The sequence below is a fragment of the Neorhizobium huautlense genome (assembly GCF_002968575.1).
Taxonomy (GTDB): domain Bacteria; phylum Pseudomonadota; class Alphaproteobacteria; order Rhizobiales; family Rhizobiaceae; genus Neorhizobium; species Neorhizobium huautlense.
In genome coordinates this window covers 99161-114262 of the sequence record NZ_PVBM01000017.1, presented here as the reverse complement: position 1 = coordinate 114262, position 15102 = coordinate 99161, and the positions used below count along the sequence as shown (strand labels likewise).

The window sequence follows — 15102 nt, the reverse complement described above, 5'->3', positions numbered from 1 at the left end:
TTTCCGTTGGCGCGTCGCTACAGCATCTATGACGTCTTTACCGATAAGAAGCTTTCCGGCAATCCGCTGGCAGTAATTTTCGACGCAGACGGTCTGGCAGATGAAACCATGCAGGCCATAGCCAAGGAAATGAATCTTTCCGAAACCGTTTTTGTGCAGCCTTCCGAAAATCCCGCCTACGCCGCCCGGCTACGTATCTTTACGCCGGGCAGAGAGCTGCCTTTCGCCGGGCATCCGACGGTCGGCACGGCGGTTGCGCTTGCCGAGCGCGACTACCGCGCAGGCGAGGTTGATTTGGATCTCGTCTGCGTGCTGGAGGAGAATGTCGGGCCGGTGCGTTGCGCGGTGCGTCTGCGCGCGGGCGAGGTTGGATTTGCAGAATTCGACCTGCCCAGGAAATCACAGCGGATCAATCTTCCGCTTGATCGGCAGGGTCTGGCTGATGCGCTGAGCGTCAAGCAGAGCGATATCGGTTTTGAGAACCACGTCGCCTCGATCTGGAGCGCGGGCGTTCCGTTCGTGATGATTCCACTGCACAATATCGGAGTCGTTCGCAACCTCGAGTTCGATCCGGCCCTTTGGGAGAAAGCTGCCCCGTTTGTCGAGGGCGGACTTGCTTCCGCCTATGTCTATTGCCGCGGCGGCGTAAACCACCAGGCGAAATTTCACGCGCGCATGTTTTCTCCGGATATGGGGATTTCGGAAGATCCGGCGACGGGCGCGGCGGTCGCGGCGCTGTCGGGTGCGATCCGCCACTTCGATTCCCTTCCCGACGGGCACCATCCGATCTTGGTGGAGCAGGGGATCGAGATGGGCAGGCCGTCCTACCTTCATCTGCATATCGATGTGAAAGACGGCGATATGGCAAGAGGCCGCATCGGCGGGCAGGCTGTAAGGATCGCGGAAGGTGATCTGGATATCTGATATGGTTGATCTATCGACGGTGACGCATCCGATACTAACCCGTTGAAAGGGTTTCCATTTGTCTGTCGAGAAGGAATTGGGCCTAACTCGGACGCCTGCAGGTTTCACCTGCAATGATTTTTTGGCTGCTCGGGCAAATAATTTTCGCAGGAGCGCTGGACAAGCCGGAAGTTCCCCTTTATACGCCCTCACACCGCTGGCGAGGACGCCTCGCAACAGTCGGTTCTTGGGTGATTAGCTCAGTTGGTAGAGCAGCTGACTCTTAATCAGCGGGTCGTAGGTTCGAGCCCTACATCACCCACCATTCTTCCTGACGACGGTTTGAAGGTAGAGCGCGATTTCGCGGTGTAATCATCCGTGAATCAGACCTTGGTCCATTTCGCTTTTTTAAGCGGAACCGAGAGGCCTGGGCCGGCATTTGGAGCGTAAACCTCTTATGGGAGCGCGGTCATGAAGCCCATCCTTCTCTTTTTGGCGAGCCTTGTGCTGCTCGTGCTGGTCTTCTTGAGTGGCGTGATCATTACCGCCAACGTAATCGCCGAGCCGGAGCCGCATAAATTCGCTCATATAAACACACCTGACCTCTGGACCACGAGGCCAAAGCCGGTGGACACGTCCGGGCAGAATTTAGAGCGATTGCCGCCGGTTGCCGCGGCGCCCACGCCTGTAACACCGACGGCTGCACCGGCTTCCGGAGTTGGCGGCGCAAGCAATGAGGTCGACAATACCGTCACTGCCTCGATCGGCCCAAAACCGTCTGATGAGATGAGCAAGACAATGCCCGCGGCCCGGGAGGTGGGGGGAGCCACCCCTTCGTCCCCATCGATCAACGCCGCTCACGCTCAGTGGTGTTATGCCCGCTATCGCTCTTACCGCGTCGAGGACAACAGTTATCAACCCTATGGGGGAAGTTCGCGACGCCAGTGCAAGGCGCCGGGCGCTACGATGACGCACGCTGCCGGGCCCATCGCGGAGGATGCCGCGGCCAGGCCCGCTAATCAGTCCGACGATGATGGGAAGCCTCCTCGGCCAGAGGAAATTCCCTATGATGATCAGCCGGCTTACGGCATGCGGGCCGATTATGCGGAGCCTGAGGCGGCAGATAATGCTACTCCGGTAGGGGTTCACGAGGAATGGTGCTTCGGCCGCTACCGCTCTTATCGCCCGGACGATAACAGTTACCAGCCATTCGACGGAGGTCCACGCCGCCCCTGTCAGTCGCCATACGGCTAAGCCGCCTGCGCAGCGATTCGTTGTTCCATCTGCCGGAGACAAAGGGCGAGGGCGAACCCCAGCAGCGTGGTGGCGAGGATATAGTAGGGCGCACCGGACCAGCCGGAGGCCGCGACGATCGATGCCAGCAGCATCGGACCGAAGCACTGGCCGATATTGGAGCCTTGCATCACGAAGCCGCTGAACGTCCCGACCAGATCCCGGCGAGGCGCATAGACAGGCAAGGAACCCATGATCGTTGCGGGCAAGAGGCCACCGGAGATGGCGTAGGCGACGGAGGCTCCATACCGAAGCCAGAGTGGAAAGCCGTAGCCGAAGACGACAAAGGCGGTGAGCGTCAGCATTATGCAGGGGCCGGCAATGAGCGTCCAGCGGGGTGCGCCCCAACGGGCAAGGAGGCCGCCCAATACATTTCCCACGGCATTTGCCAACACAGCAAGCGCGGTCATGATCGAGGCGGCGGTAAGGCTGATCCCCATTTCTTCGATGAGCAGTGTCGGCAGGAACCCGAAGACCGCCATAAAGCTGGAGCTGTAGGCAAGGAAGATTCCGGCAATGACCCATGACATCGGCTGTATGGCGGTCAGGCGCACCGCCGTCGCAAGCGATGTAAAGGATCGATCGGCATGAGCAGGCTTCGGGACTTTTATAAGCATCAGCGCGACCATCGGGATTAGGCTGACGGCGGCGGCAAAGATCCATGACCCACGCCAGCCGAAACCCGGCAGGAGGAACGGCGAGATCATCATCATTGCCGACACGCCTGCCGGAACCCAGATACCCCAAAGAGCAAAGGCAAGACCGGTATCGCGGGCATCGATGGAAGCAGCGATCAGGCCGGGTGCCGCGACCGAGGCCATAATCAGGCCCACACTCTCGATGGTACGGCTCGCAAGGAGCAGCATTTCGGAATTCGAGCCGGCTCCCATAAGACTTCCCGCAATGAGCAGGCCGAGGCCGAGGGCCATAGCCCGGCGGTGGGTGAGGTAGTCCGTAAAGCGGCCAATGAATATACCGCAAGCTGCCCCGAGCACGCTCACCAGGCCCATAAGCCAGCCTGCGGCGACGAGATCGATGCCGAGTTCTGCGCGGAGCATGGGAATCGCGGGCGGGACTTTGCCGACGTGAAGGGCGGCTGCGATGCCACCCATAACGGCGATTGCGACATGTCCCCAGCGTGTCATGCTCTGTGTGTTCCGATCGCCAACAAAGACCCTTCTGGCAGCGCTTTATCATCCTCAGATGAGTCGAAGCATCAAAAATCCCGAAGGTACGGCCTCATAGCCGTCACCGGAGATATCTCTAGCTGGCCTTGCGGATCTGCTCGCGGTTTTCCTCAACCTTCAGGTTTTGCACGAGCTTGGCGAGCCAGTCGACGACAACCCGCACCTTGTTGCTAAGGTGGCGCGTCTGCGGATAAACGATGTAGAGGGGCAGGGGTTCGCAATTCCAGTCCGGGAGCACCTGGACCAGATCACCTTTCTCCACGGCCTCACGGACCATGAAGCGCGGCGCCTGAACGATGCCCATGCCGGAGATCGCGGCGTTCACGTAGGAACGGGCGTCGTTGACGGACACAATGTAGTTGGGGGTGATTTCAGCGATCTCTTCGCCTCGCGTAAACTCCAGCGTCATCACGCGGCCCGCGTTGGCGTTCAGATAACCCACCGAAAAATGATCGGCTCCAAGATCCCTGGGATGTTGAGGCTCCCCTCTATTGCGGATGTAAAGAGGCGCTGCATAGGCCTGCATGCTGATCTCCCCGACTTTACGGGCGATCAACGACTGGTCGGTCGGCGTACCGGCACGCAGCGCGCAGTCGACGTTTTCTGCAATGTAGTCTACAAGCCGATCGCCCACGCCAATATCCAACTTGATCTGCGGATATCGCTGATAGAAGTCGCAGAGCGACGGGATAACGAGCAGGTCTGCAAAGGCGCCAGCCATTTCCACTCGCACTCGGCCAGAGGGCTGCGTCTGGGAATTGGACATGCTACCATCGAGTTCGTCCAGCTCGGACAGGATTTGCACTGCCCGCTCGTAATAGAGTGCGCCATCGGTGGTCACCATCACCCTGCGGGTCGTTCGGTTGAGTAGCATCGTGCGAAGATGCCCCTCAAGGCTCTGAACGAGATTGGTGACCGTGGTCTTGGGCATGTTGAGGGTCGCGGCAGCGCGCGTGAAGTTGCCCGTTTCCACCACGCGCACGAAGACGCGCATTGCTGAAAGCTGGTCCATGTGATCTGTCTCCGCTGCGTCGCAGCATTGTCCTGAAATTTGGAACAGTGTTGTCGAATGTCGTGATCTAGTATGATTTTGGTCGAATAATAATATCAGCTTTGAGATTGGCGACAAGCACCCCTGTCACTAAGGGTGCCGAGCGAGATTTTTCAATGACGGTGCAATGGGAAAACATAGCGTTCGACAGGTCGGCAAAGCCGCCTGTGCCCATGCGTCTGTATGAAGGCACGGCAAAGGGCAAGACGCCGCCGCTGGTGCTTTATCTTCGCGGAGGAGCCTTTCTGGATGAGAGGCGCGCCGAGCCTGAGCATCCGATCGGAAAGGCTCTGGCGGAAACAGGTGCGGTGGTGCTGGAGGCTGACTACAGCAGCGTCTCGCACAACGTTTTTCCTCAGGCGATGGAATATGCCTTCAGGGCGCTTGATTGCCTGAGCAGCCGCCGCAAGCAGTTCGGCGGCGCAAAATCGCTGCTGTTGGTTGCCGGTGATGAAGCGGGGGGCAATGTCGCCGCAGGTGTGGCTCTGAAGGCCCGCGACCAGATGCCGGGTCAGCTAAACGGTCAGGTTCTTCTTTCGCCGATGATCGATCCTATGATGGCGACGAAGTCCTTCCGCAAGGCGGATGAAATCGGCATGGGGGAGCGTTGGGCGGCCGGCTGGAGTCATTATCTCCGCTCGGCATGCGGGTTCCAGCACCCCTATGCGGTACCCTGCCTCTGTTCGCGCCTTTTGGATGTCGCTCCGGCTCTGATCGTGACATCGGATGATGATCCATTGCGGGATGAGGCAATCGGCTATGCCGATCGGCTTGCTGCTTCCGGAGTTCAGGTGCGACGCAAGATTTTCCCGGCCGGCTATGGCTGGACGGGCATTTACCGGGACGGCGACGGCAAATGGATGGAGCCCTTGTGCTCCGAGTTTGCGGAATTCGTCCGAGAATTAAGTGCGTAAGTTGTAATATTTGAAGGCAATGGCGGCCGTATTACTGGGCCGCAAGGAGAGTATAATGACATCGAAGATCAAGAACTGGGCCCTGTGGGGCACCGGACTGGGCACTGCCGCCTTGATCGCAGGAGCTTCGGTCTATCTCGACCTGCCGCAGGGTGCGAATGCAGCGCCTGCGTCGGCATCCGCGCAGGCGCCCGCCGTTCCGGTCACCGTCGCCACGGTCGAACCACGTAGTGTTACGACGTGGCAGGAATTTTCCGGCCGGCTGGAAGCTGTCGACCGGGTGCAGATCCGTCCGCGCGTCGGCGGCATTATCCAGTCGGTCCATTTCCGCGAAGGCGGACTTGTCAAGGCGGGAGACCTTCTGGTGACGATCGATCCGGAGCCCTACAGGGCAGCCGTCGCTCAAGCCGAAGGACAGGTTGCTTCAGCCGAAGCGAAGGTCCAGCTTGCCGCCACCGAACTGGAGCGCGGCAAAAACCTCGCGGCCAAGAACACCATCTCCCAGAGTGATCTTGCCCAGCGGCAGAGCGCACAGAGCGAGGCGTTGGCCAATCTGCAGTCCGCCAAGGCGGCTCTGAGGGTGGCGCAGCTCAATCTCGACTATACCGAGATCCGTGCGCCGATCGCTGGCCGGGTTGGCAAGCTGGAAATTACCATTGGAAATCTCGTGGCGGCAGGTTCTGAGGCTGCACCGCTGACGACCTTGGTGTCCAGCGACCCGATCTATGCGAGCTTCGACGCCAGCGAGGAACTGGTGGGGCGAATACTGTCGCAGCTCCCCTCAGCGAATGGCACTCCCGCTATCGAGCAGGTGCCGGTCGAAGTGAGCACGCTTGCAGACGATGACGTAACTATCCGCGGCAAGCTGCAGCTTATCGACAACGAGGTGAATGCTTCGAGCGGGACGATCGGCGTGCGCGCCGTCTTCGATAATCCGGGCGGTCGCCTGCTTCCCGGCCAGTTCGTGCGGGTTCGCATGGGGCAGCCGAAAGCGGAAGATCATCTCCTGGTCACCGAAAAGGCAGTCGGCACCGACCAGGACAAGAAGTTCGTCTTTGTGGTCGATGCAAACAATACCGTCGGATACCGGCAGGTGGAGCTGGGTTCAACGGTTGAAGGAATGCGGATCGTCGAAAAGGGCCTCAATCCCGGCGATCGGATCGTCGTCAACGGCCTTCAGCGGATCCGTCCGGGTGCCGTCGTAGAGCCGCAGGACGAGGCGAAGGTCGCCACGAAGTAATCTGCCGACCGGCAACGGCCGGTCGGCCTCAAAATATCACCGACGCCTTTGTCGCCTGCAGCCCTCCGGCTGCGGGACGGGCGCTTTCCGTTTCTTGTTCATCCCCGGAGAGAGGGCTTTGACATGAATATTTCCCGGTTTTTTATCGATAGACCGGTTTTCGCAGCCGTCCTGTCGATCCTTATCGTGGTCGCCGGCCTTATCGGCATGCGCGCTCTTCCGATTTCAGAATATCCCGAGGTGGTACCGCCGTCAGTGGTCGTGCGCGCCACCTATCCCGGCGCGAACCCGACGGTTATCGCCGAGACGGTTGCCACGCCTCTTGAAGAGTCGATCAACGGCGTCGAAGACATGCTCTACATGTCGAGCCAGGCGACCTCCGACGGCGTTCTCAATGTTACCGTCACCTTCAAGCTCGGCACGGACCCGGACAAGGCGCAGCAGCTCGTACAGAACCGGGTTTCGCAAGCCGAACCTCGCCTGCCTGCCGAAGTCCGCGCGCTCGGCATAACCACGGTAAAGAGCTCACCCGACTTCATCATGGTCGTAAACCTGGTCTCCACTGGAGGCAACTACGACATCACCTATCTCCGCAACTATGCGACGCTGAACATCAAGGACCGGCTCGCACGGATCGAGGGGGTCGGGCAGGTACAGGTCTTCGGGGCGGGCGACTATTCCATGCGCGTCTGGATCGATCCGCAGAAGGCGGCTGAACATTCGCTCGCCGCAAGCGACATCAGCAACGCGATCCGTTCGCAGAACGTCCAGGCCGCAGCAGGCATTATCGGTGCGTCACCGAGCCCGCAAGGCGTCAATTTGCAGCTCAACGTCAACGCCCAGGGCCGTCTCCAGACGCCGGAGGAATTCGGCAACATCATCGTCAAGAGCGGCGAGAGAGGCCAGATCACGCGGCTTCGCGACGTTGCGCGTATTGAGCTCGGGGCTGCTGACTACACATTGCGCTCTCTGCTTGATGGACAGCCCGCCGTAGCCGTTGCTGTCCTGCAGGCGCCCGGTTCGAACGCAATCCAGATCGCCGACAATGTGCGGGCGACGATGGACGAACTCCAGCTGGCTATGCCCTCCGGCGTCAAATACGAAATCGTCTATGACACGACCAAGTTCGTGCGTGCGTCGATCGAGAAGGTCATCGAGACGCTGCTCGAAGCAATCGCGCTTGTCGTTCTCGTGGTCATCCTCTTCCTTCAGACCTGGAGGGCGTCCATCATCCCATTGATTGCCGTTCCCGTCTCGATCATCGGCACGTTCGCGGTGATGTATGCCTTCGGCTTCTCGATCAACGCGCTGACGCTGTTCGGGCTGGTGCTCGCGATCGGCATCGTGGTCGACGATGCGATCGTCGTCGTGGAAAACGTCGAGCGCAATATCGAGAGTGGGCTCAGTCCGCGGGACGCGACTTATCGCGCCATGAAGGAAGTATCCGGCCCGATTATTGCGATCGCGCTGGTTCTGGTCGCCGTTTTCGTACCACTCGCCTTCATCTCGGGCCTGTCCGGCCAGTTCTACCGGCAGTTCGCGCTGACGATCGCAATCTCGACCGTCATCTCGGCGATCAACTCGCTCACTCTGTCGCCGGCGCTGGCAGCCCTACTGCTCAAGGACCACCACGCCAAGAAGGACTGGTTGACGCGGTTCATGGATGCCATCTTCGGCTGGTTCTTCCGTGGCTTCAACCGTGCCTTCGGAGCCGCCTCGAACGGCTACGGGCGCACTGTCGGCGGGCTGCTTTCGCGCAAGAGCCTCGTGATGGTCATCTATCTCGCTCTGGTCGCCCTGACTTACAGCATGTTCAATGCCGTCCCTGGCGGGTTCGTGCCGGCTCAGGACAAGCAATACCTGATCGGCTTTGCCCAGCTTCCGGACGGGGCGACGCTCGACCGTACGGAAGACGTCATCAAGCGAATGAGCGACATCGCCATGGAGCAGCCGGGCGTCGAACACGCTATCGCTTTCCCGGGGCTGTCGATCAACGGCTTCACGATCGGCTCAAATGCGGGCATCGTCTTTGCGATCCTCGACGACTTCGAAAAGCGCAAGTCGCCTGAGCTTTCGGGCGGCGCCATCGCCATGGCGTTGAACCAGAAATATGCCGGTATCCAGGATGCGTTCATCGCCATGTTCCCGCCGCCGCCGGTCAACGGTCTCGGCCAGACGGGTGGGTTCAAGCTGCAGATCGAGGATCGAGCCGGCCTCGGCAATCAGGCGCTCGACGAAGCGGCGAAGGCAGTGCTTGCAAAGGCCTACCAGACGCCGGAACTGGCCGGCATCTTCTCGAGCTTCCAGATCAACGTGCCGCAGCTCTACGCGGATCTGGACCGGGCCAAGGCCGAGCAGCTCGGCGTCTCGGTGACCGATGTCTTCGAAACGCTGCAGATCTATCTCGGTTCGCTCTATGTCAACGACTTCAACGCCTTTGGCCGTACCTACAGCGTCCGGGTTCAGGCGGATGCGCAATTCCGCGCCAAGCCTGAGGACATCGGCCAGTTGAAGGTCCGTTCGCAGTCGGGCCAGATGATCCCCCTCTCGGCGCTGCTGAAGGTGGATGCGCAGACGGGGCCGGAACGCGCCACGCGCTACAACGGCTTCCTTTCCGCCGACATCAACGGCGGTCCGGCACCGGGATTTTCCTCGGGGCAGGCGCAGGCGGCGATCGAAAAGATCCTCAACGAGACGCTGCCTTCGGGGATCGATTTCGAATGGACCGATCTCACCTATCAGCAGATCCTGGCAGGCAATTCGAGCGTCGTCGTTTTCCCGCTGGCACTGCTGCTCGTCTATCTCGTGCTCGCCGCGCAGTATGAGAGCCTGACCTTGCCGCTTGCGATCATCATGATCGTGCCCATGGGTGTGCTTGCCGCATTGACTGGCGTCTGGTTCACCGGTGGAGACAACAACATCTTCACCCAGATCGGGCTGGTGGTGCTGGTGGGGCTTTCGGCGAAGAATGCGATCCTGATCGTTGAATTCGCCCGGGAGTTGGAATTCCAGGGCCGCACGCCATTCCAGGCGGCGGTGGAGGCGAGCCGGCTGCGCCTGCGGCCGATCCTGATGACATCCATGGCGTTTATCATGGGCGTCGTGCCGCTGGTCGTCTCGACGGGGGCGGGTTCGGAAATGCGCGCCGCCATGGGTATCGCGGTCTTCTCCGGCATGATCGGCGTGACCTTCTTCGGCATCTTCATGACGCCGGTCTTCTACATACTGGCACGTTTGCTTACCGGCAGCCGTCCTCTGCGGCAGCACGGCACGGAGGCGGCGCCCGCTCTCTCTCCAGCGGAGTAAGCTGACCTCCAGGCCGCGCGGGCTCTTCCACCGGGAGCCCGCGCGGCAATTCATTGGATACTTCTGCTGGAATTGCTCTACAAAGCGCCGCCGTCGATGACGATCGTCTGAGCCGTCATGGCGGCGGAGGCGTTTGAAGCAAGAAACAGGCATGGCCCGACGAGGTCTTCGGCCACCAGCACCCGCTTCAGGCACTGGCGTTCGATCATCGCGCCGATGCCTTCCTCGGTCAGCCAAAGTTTTTTCTGCCGTTCGGTGACGATCATGCCCGGCAGAATGGCGTTCACGCGGATGTTCTCCGGTCCAAGTCTTCCGGCGAGGCTCTTCGTCAGCCCGATGATGCCGGCCTTGGCGGTCGTGTAGGCCGGCAGCTCTCCCATATTGAGCAGATAGGCAATCGAGGAGAAATTGACGATCGCGCCGCCGTCGGTCTTTCGCATATGGGGCACAGCCGCCTGCGAGACGAAGAACATCTGCTTCAGATTGATATCCTGGCTGTGGTCCCAGTATTCTTCCGTTACCGCATCGAAGTCATGCCGGTCGTCCCAACCGGCATTGTTGACGAGCACGGACAGCGAACCCAGCCTAGCGGCGGCTTCATCCACGGCGGCGCGAGTCTCGGCGACGTTACGCAGGTCGGCTTTCAGATAAATAACCGGGTGAGCGGACTTTTCCGACACGCGGTCGGCCAATCTTCGACTCTCTTGCTCGGCGATGTCGAGGAAAGCGACTTTGCTGCCCTGGGCCGCAAAACCCTCGACGAGAGCGGCCCCAATGCCTGATCCGCCGCCGGTAATCAGTACGCCGCGATCGGCGAGATCCGCATGCCGGATAGAAACTGCAGTCACGTGCTCCTCCGCTTCGCTTTTTCGCGAGCTTTATCGCAGATCGGCCGAAAGCGGCAAGACGGTCGCCAAAGCGTCGCCAACGGCTGGCGCGATTCCAGGCGGCATGAGTATCGCCATGGGAATAGCGCCGGGCGTCGCATGCAGCCAAGCGCGTCCCTATGCGTTTGTAATGACGGCCCTCCTGGAAGGCCGGAGAAAGGACCGTTATTCCGCAGCCTGACTTTGCGTCATGCCGTGGGCTGGCAGCTTACCTGTCAGCACTTCCTCCGCGGAAGCGCAGTGGTTCTTGACGGAACTGGTCCACTGGCCCCAGACTGCGGGATCGATCTTGTCGCCGTTGTTGCCGAGGTTCTGCAGGCGCTTGTTTTCGGCTTCGGTCAAAATCTGCTTTGGCAGCGGGCCGAGATGTTTGACATCATTGGCGGAGATGCCGAGCTTTTCGCCGACGCGCCTGCCATAATCGTCATGAACCATGAAGAAATGCCAGACCATCCGTTCCTGCACGTCGCGTTCGCACTGGCCGAGCAGGTCGCCCATGTTGAAGACGAGATCGTCGCGCTCCCAATCCATCATCGTGCAATAGCGGCCGCGGGCGTGGATATAGTCGTTGCGGCGTTCGATGACGCTGCGCGTCAGCCGGCCATGGATCTCCGGCGGATTGTTGGGCGCTTCCTGCGTAGCCTCGTGCAGCCCGTTATGGATCGACGGTTCGAAGTTGATATGCGGATTCTGTCCCGGGGCAAGGTCGCGACGATAGGACATTTGTCCGCCGTTGAGATTGGTGGAGACCTTTGAATTCTTCGGCTGATTGACTGGCAGTTGCAGATAGTTTGTACCGACGCGGTAGCGCTGCGTGTCGGAGTAGGAAAAAGTCCTGCCGACCAGCATCTTGTCGTCGGAGAAATCGAGGCCGTCGACCAGCACGCCTGTGCCCATGGCGATCTGTTCGTTTTCGTTGAAGTGGTCTTCGACGTTGCGATTCAGCGTCATGACACCGATGTGCCGAAGCGGGAAATCCTTCTCCGGCCAGATCTTGGTGTCGTCCAGCGGATCCCAGTCGAGTTCGGGATGATCGTGATCGTCCATGATCTGGACGTACATATCCCATTGCGGATAGTTGCCCCTCTCGATGGATTCATAGAGGTCCTTGGAGGCGGAACCGAGATCCTGTCCTTGTACCTTTGCCGCCTCGGCCGCCGTCAAGCTGGCGAGGCCGCAGCGTGGATGGAAGTGGTACTTCACCAGTACGGTATCGCCCTGTGTGTTGACCATCTTGTAGGTGTTGACCCCAAATCCTTCCATATGCCGATAGCTCGCCGGAATTCCGCGCGGGCTGAACAGATGCGTGAGCATGTGCATCGATTCCGGTGTCTGGCTCATGAAATCGAAGATGCGGTTCGGCTCCTGCCGGAAGGTGATGGGGTCGGGCTTCAGCGAATGGATCACATCCGGGAACTTGATCGCGTCGCGGATGAAGAAGACCGCAAGATTGTTGCCGACGAGATCCCAGTTCCCGTCCTCCGTGTAGAACTTCACGGCAAAGCCGCGGGGGTCACGGGCGGCTTCGGAAGAGTCGCGACCACCGATCACCGTGGAGAAACGGATTGCCAGCGGTGTCTTCTTGCCAGCAGTCTGGAATAGTTTTGCGCGGGTGTACTTTGAGGCCGGTTCATCACCGATCTTCCCGGATGCCTCGAATTCGCCATAACAGACGAAGCCGCGGGCATGCACCACGCGCTCGGGGATACGCTCCCGATCGAAATGCGTAATCTTTTCCAGGAACTGGTAGTTCTCGAGTGTTGCGGGGCCGCGGCTGCCGACGGTGCGCTGCGACTGGTTGTTCGTGATGGGGTGGCCCTGGCGGTTCGTCAAAGTGCGATCATCGGGGCCCGGGGGCATGCCGCCCGGAGCGCGCGGATTGGTCTTGTCGTCCATCTTCATCCCTCCTTGGAGAAAGGCGCGCCGCATCGCGTGCGGAAGCAAGAGGCGCGACCACGAAGCGGTAACTCCGGGGAATGGACGTTGTTCCTGGCGGCACGGAGAATTTACCGCGTTTGCACTGACTGTCTGCGCAAATCAGTCTATCCGTCGTTTGCCTCCCTCGCGAGCACAGGCTAGTCGAAAGGGGGAGACGACTGTCGCTCGATTCCTTATCCTGTCCGCGCAAAGGAAATTTCCTTGTCCTCCTTGCCTGAAGCAAAAATCATTCTCCCGGAAAAACGATATGCTGCTTTCCTGTTCGACATGGACGGCACGATCCTGAACTCGATTGCTGCTGCCGAACGCGTCTGGGGACGGTGGGCGGCTGCTATGGGACTGGATGTGGAAAAATTCCTGCCCACCATGCACGGCAAGCGCGGCATCGACACCATCACGGCACTTAATCTTCCCGGCGTCGATCCGAGGTACGAAGCGAATGTGATCCTTCAAGGGGAGATCGAGGATGTGGAGGGGGTCGTGCCGATCCCTGGTGCGGTCGAATTCCTATCCGCCATACCTCCGGAACGATGGGCAATCGTGACGTCTTCTCCGATCGAGCTTGCCAAGCGCAGGCTCGAAGCTGCCGGAATTGCCCAACCACGCTACATGGTGACCGCCGAAGACGTGACGGTCGGCAAACCGAACCCGCAGGGCTATATCCTCGGATCCGAACGGCTCGGCGTCAGACCCTCGGATGTTCTGGTATTCGAAGACGTGCTTGCGGGTGTCCAGGCGGGGGAGGCGGCCGGCGCCGATGTCCTGGTCATTACGGCCACCCATAACCACCCGATGGATACGAGCCACCCGCGGCTGCCCGGCTATCTGGATGTCACACCGCATGTCGGCGACCACGGGCGGCTTTCAATCGTGGCGAGACCGTAATCACGCCGGTTGCCGGCTGGTGCGCATGATCTGCACAGTAGCAAACCAGAGGATTATGCCGAGGCCCAACAGAAAGGCGGCAATCACATATTGGACCGGATCGCGGCCGGTCCAGGGGCCGGCAAGGAAGGTGCAGGAGATTGCCCCCAGCACCGGAAGAATGGCGGGCGTGCGGAAATGATTGTGCCCGACCTTGTCCTTACGCAGCACCAGCACGGACACATTGACCACCGCGAAGACGCAAAGCAACAGCAGGGCCGTCGTGCCTCCGAGAGCCGGAACACCTCCTGCAAACAGTATGAGAGCAATCGCCAGCAGCGAGGTAAAGAGGATCGCGGCGTGCGGGGTGCGACGAACTGTGTGTACCCTGCCCAGCGAGGCCGGCAACACGCCTTCGCGGCTCATGCCGTAAATCAACCGGCTCGCCATCATCATGTTGATCAGGGCGGAATTAGCGACCGCAAACATCGTGATGACGGCGAAAACGCTGATCGGAAAACCGGGAGCGCCGGCCTGAACCACCTTGAGGAGTGGGGTCTCTCCTTCGCCAAGCTCGGTGGCAGGCACCAGCGTGATCGCCGAGATCGCGACGAGAATGTAGATGAAACCGGTAATAGCGAGACCAGTCAGAAGAACCTTCGGAAACATACGGCTGGGTTCCTTGCACTCCTCCGCCATGTTGACGGAATCCTCGAAGCCCACCATGGCAAAGAAGGCGAGCGTGGTTGCCGCGATCACCGGCCAGAAGATGCCGCTGCCTTCGGGAGTCGCAAACGTCCAGGCGCGGGAGACATCGCCCTGACCGCCGGCAATCGCCCAGAAGCCGACGCCGATGATGATCAGAAGGCCGGTGAGTTCGACAACGGTCAGCAACACGTTCATCTTCAGGCTTTCGCCGACACCCCGGAAATTGATCAGACTGACCAGGACGATGAAGCCGACGGCAATCAGCGGAACGCCGACGGCTCCAAGATCCAGGCCAAGAGAGCTGGCAAAATTCGAGGCAAATGCGCGCGAGGCGGTCGCAGCCGATGTGATGCCAGAGGACATGACGGCGAAGGCGACCAGGAAGGTGACGAAATGAATACCAAAGGCCCTGTTGGCATAAAGCGCCGCGCCTGCGGCGCGAGGATATTTGGTGACCAGTTCCAGGTAACTGCAGGCCGTCAACAGCGCCACGACGAAAGCCACGAGGAAGGGCAGCCAGACGACGCCTCCCACCTTAGCCGCCACTTGCCCCGTAAGCGCATAAATTCCGGTCCCCAGGATGTCCCCGACGATGAACAACAGGAGAAGTCCAGGGCCGATGACACGTTTCAGTTCCGTGTCTTCCTCGTGCGGCTCGGTAACCGGCTGATCCATTTCGCCCTCCCTCAGCAACTATCGTCCGTCTCGCTTAATGCGGGTAAAGTCTCGTTGTTCCACCAATGCGATGTGGCGTCCGGGATTTCCTTGAAAATGCCACGTGCGGATCTGATATGTGCAGTCCACTGCGGAT

General features: G+C 60.1%; 11 protein-coding genes and 1 tRNA gene. 7 read left to right on the top strand and 5 right to left on the bottom strand.

Annotated features, from left to right (window positions below):
- Nucleotides 1-6 precede the first annotated feature (6 nt).
- The 3 genes from C5L12_RS18480 to C5L12_RS18470 all read left to right on the top strand — a co-directional run bounded on the left by C5L12_RS18480 (nt 7) and on the right by C5L12_RS18470 (nt 2157).
- Nucleotides 7-924: a PhzF family phenazine biosynthesis protein gene (locus C5L12_RS18480; RefSeq protein WP_105373513.1), complete on the top strand. Its 918-nt coding sequence runs from the start codon at nt 7-9 to the stop codon at nt 922-924.
- Between the two features lie 228 nt (nt 925-1152).
- Nucleotides 1153-1228 (top strand) — tRNA-Lys (locus tag C5L12_RS18475).
- A gap of 146 nt (nt 1229-1374) precedes the next feature.
- Entirely contained in the window at nt 1375-2157 is a 783-nt protein-coding gene (locus C5L12_RS18470; protein WP_105373540.1) for a BA14K family protein, read from the top strand.
- Here C5L12_RS18470 and C5L12_RS18465 read toward each other — a convergent pair.
- Complete coding sequence (locus tag C5L12_RS18465) at nt 2154-3341, bottom strand: MFS transporter (protein ID WP_105373512.1); 1188 nt, start codon at nt 3339-3341, stop codon at nt 2154-2156. The two genes, C5L12_RS18470 and C5L12_RS18465, sit on opposite strands and share 4 nt — an antisense overlap.
- Before the next feature lie 118 nt (nt 3342-3459).
- Nucleotides 3460-4395, bottom strand: a complete 936-nt coding sequence (locus C5L12_RS18460) for a LysR family transcriptional regulator (protein WP_105373511.1) — start codon at nt 4393-4395, stop codon at nt 3460-3462.
- Between the two features lie 155 nt (nt 4396-4550).
- On the opposite strand from C5L12_RS18460, the gene C5L12_RS18455 reads away from it, so the two are divergent.
- The 3 genes from C5L12_RS18455 to C5L12_RS18445 all read left to right on the top strand — a co-directional run bounded on the left by C5L12_RS18455 (nt 4551) and on the right by C5L12_RS18445 (nt 9894).
- Nucleotides 4551-5348, top strand: a complete 798-nt coding sequence (locus C5L12_RS18455; protein WP_105373510.1) for an alpha/beta hydrolase fold domain-containing protein — start codon at nt 4551-4553, stop codon at nt 5346-5348.
- A gap of 55 nt (nt 5349-5403) precedes the next feature.
- Nucleotides 5404-6588 (top strand): efflux RND transporter periplasmic adaptor subunit, encoded by a 1185-nt coding sequence (locus tag C5L12_RS18450; protein ID WP_105373509.1) that lies wholly within the window; start codon nt 5404-5406, stop codon nt 6586-6588.
- A gap of 123 nt (nt 6589-6711) precedes the next feature.
- Nucleotides 6712-9894 (top strand): efflux RND transporter permease subunit, encoded by a 3183-nt coding sequence (locus C5L12_RS18445; protein WP_105373508.1) that lies wholly within the window; start codon nt 6712-6714, stop codon nt 9892-9894.
- Between the two features lie 77 nt (nt 9895-9971).
- Here the strand turns inward: C5L12_RS18445 and C5L12_RS18440 are convergent, their stop codons facing one another.
- Together C5L12_RS18440 and C5L12_RS18435 are read right to left on the bottom strand one after the other, a co-directional pair.
- Complete coding sequence (locus C5L12_RS18440; RefSeq protein ID WP_105373507.1) at nt 9972-10742, bottom strand: SDR family NAD(P)-dependent oxidoreductase; 771 nt, start codon at nt 10740-10742, stop codon at nt 9972-9974.
- 204 nt (nt 10743-10946) lie between these two features.
- On the bottom strand, nt 10947-12677 hold the full coding sequence (locus C5L12_RS18435) for a catalase (protein WP_280952535.1): 1731 nt from the start codon (nt 12675-12677) through the stop codon (nt 10947-10949).
- 243 nt (nt 12678-12920) lie between these two features.
- On the opposite strand from C5L12_RS18435, the gene C5L12_RS18430 reads away from it, so the two are divergent.
- Nucleotides 12921-13604, top strand: coding sequence for an HAD-IA family hydrolase (locus C5L12_RS18430; RefSeq protein ID WP_105373506.1), 684 nt, complete (start codon nt 12921-12923; stop codon nt 13602-13604).
- Here the strand turns inward: C5L12_RS18430 and C5L12_RS18425 are convergent, their stop codons facing one another.
- Nucleotides 13605-14966, bottom strand: coding sequence for an APC family permease (locus C5L12_RS18425; RefSeq protein WP_105373505.1), 1362 nt, complete (start codon nt 14964-14966; stop codon nt 13605-13607).
- Between the last annotated feature and the right edge of the window lie 136 nt (nt 14967-15102).